Annotated in this window: 2 protein-coding genes and 1 pseudogene; all 3 read right to left on the bottom strand. The window is 69.4% G+C overall.

Annotated elements, in window-relative coordinates; all coding sequences use genetic code 11:
* Positions 1-116: pseudogene (locus ACE3TU_RS21850) on the bottom strand (anhydro-N-acetylmuramic acid kinase); the annotation flags it as partial.
* Entirely contained in the window at positions 117-1,109 is a 993-nt protein-coding gene (locus ACE3TU_RS21855) for a serine hydrolase domain-containing protein (protein WP_374627961.1), read from the bottom strand.
* A partial coding sequence (locus tag ACE3TU_RS21860) for an ATP-binding cassette domain-containing protein (protein WP_374627962.1) occupies positions 1,106-1,978 on the bottom strand: 873 nt, incomplete at its 5' end. The genes ACE3TU_RS21855 and ACE3TU_RS21860, both read right to left, overlap by 4 nt.

Consider the following 1,978-nt stretch of genomic DNA (forward strand, 5'->3'; position numbering starts at 1 on the left):
AGCGTGTAGGGGCCGAAGGCCTCGATGTTCTCGCCGTCGGTGCGCAGCAACGCCACGTCGATGTTGCCGTCCAGAACGGTCCCGGTCATCAGGCCGACGGCCCAGATTGGCTGCACTCACACCTCCTGCTCAGCGCTGACGAGATTGCCGGTCGCCCGTCGCAGGGCGACGATGCCGCTGTCGAAATGCCGTGTCGGGTGAATGCGGTTCGTCAGCAGCGTCCAGGCCCGCCCGCGCTCGAAGTCGATCCACACCCCGGTGCCGGTGAAGCCCGTATGCCCGATGGTCGCCGCCGAACAGGCCTCGCCGCCCGACCAGCCCTCGTAGGGCCGCTCCCAGCCATGCGTTCGGCGCGCCGATAGCGGCGTGCGGATCAATGCGTCCGGTCCGCTGTCGCCGAGCCGCTCAGCGGCGAAGGTCAGGATCGCGTCTGCCGTCCCGAACAGCCCGGCATGGCCCGCGCCCATCAGCGCCGAGCAATTGTCGTCATGCACCTCGCCCACTAGCACGCGGTGTCGCCAGGTATCGTCCTCGGTGGCCGCCGCATGGTCGGGGTCCGCCGACCAGGCAAATCCCGGCCCCGGCTCCAGCTGCCGGATCGAGCGTCCTTCCAGCCGTTCGAGCGCCAGCCCGAGCAGGATGAAGTTGATGTCGGAGTAGACCGCGGGCCCGGCCTGCCACTCGTGCTGCAGCACGAAAGCCCGCAGCAGATCGGGGTCCCGGCCGTAGGTGTAGATCGGAAACACCGCCGGGAAGGGCGTCTGGTGCCCCAGGCACTGCCGGAACGTCACCTTGCGCTCCCAATTGTCCGGATTGTACTGCCGGAAGTCGGGGATCACCGTCGTCAGCGGCGCATCGAGGTCGATCCGCCCATCGGCGGCCAGCGCGAGGATGCGCGGCGTGGTGAACAGGACCTTCGTGAGCGAGGCGAGATCGAACCAGGTCTGGTCGGTCATCGGTCGTTCGGTGGGCCGCAGTTGCGCGGAACCGACGGAACGGATGGCGCGGCGTCCCCCTCGGTCGACGATTCCCAGCACGCCGCCGGGAATGCGGCCCGCATGCACGGCCGCCGCGAGCGGTGCGAGGGCGTGGTCGATGAGTCCGTTCATGCATCGACCTCCATGCGGACGCGGTGATCTCGTCCGACATCGCGCCACTGGGCGCCGGGCGGCTCGTAACCGGCCGGGCGGACCAGCGAGGGCACCTGCGTGACATCCACGGTGTAGTGGAGCTGGCGCCTTTCGACCGACGGCACGGCGGCAATCAGCCGCCTCGTGTAGCTGTGCCGAGGCGCCGAGAGCACCGCGGTCGCATCTCCGATCTCGACGATCTCGCCGGCATACATGACCGCGACACGGTGGGCGATGCGTTCGACCACCGCCATGTCGTGCGAGATGAACAGGTAGGCCAGCCCGAACTCGCGCTGCAGGTCGACCAGCAGTTCCAGCACACGGGCCTGCACGGAGACATCCAATGCGGAAACGGCCTCGTCCAGCACCACCACGTCCGGGCGCAGCATCAGGGCGCGGGCGATGCACAGCCGCTGGCGTTGACCGCCCGAGAACTGGTGCGGGTAGCGCGACAGCGAGTCCTGGGGCAGCCCGACCCGCTCGAGCAGGAAGCGCATCCTGTCGCGCAGGGTAGTATCGCGGCGCTGGCCGTTGGCGATCGCAGGCTCGGCGAGGAGCGCTTCGACATCGAGGCGGGGATTGAGCGAGGCGAACGGGTCCTGGAAGACCATCTGGACCGGACGGCGGCTGTGACCCGCGCCGGTCACCACCCGGCCCCGCGTCGTGGCAACGAGGCCCAGGATGGCCCGCGCCATGGTCGATTTGCCCGAGCCGCTCTCGCCCACGATGGCCAGCGTCTCGCCGGGCAGGAGGTCGAAGTCAACTCCGTCCACGGCATGCACGGCCCCAGCGCGCCGCATCAGGCTTCCGCCGGTCGGAAACCGCACCACGAGGCCCCGGACGTCGAC

The sequence above is a fragment of the Devosia sp. genome, assembly GCF_041917035.1.
In the GTDB taxonomy this organism is placed as follows: domain Bacteria; phylum Pseudomonadota; class Alphaproteobacteria; order Rhizobiales; family Devosiaceae; genus Devosia_A.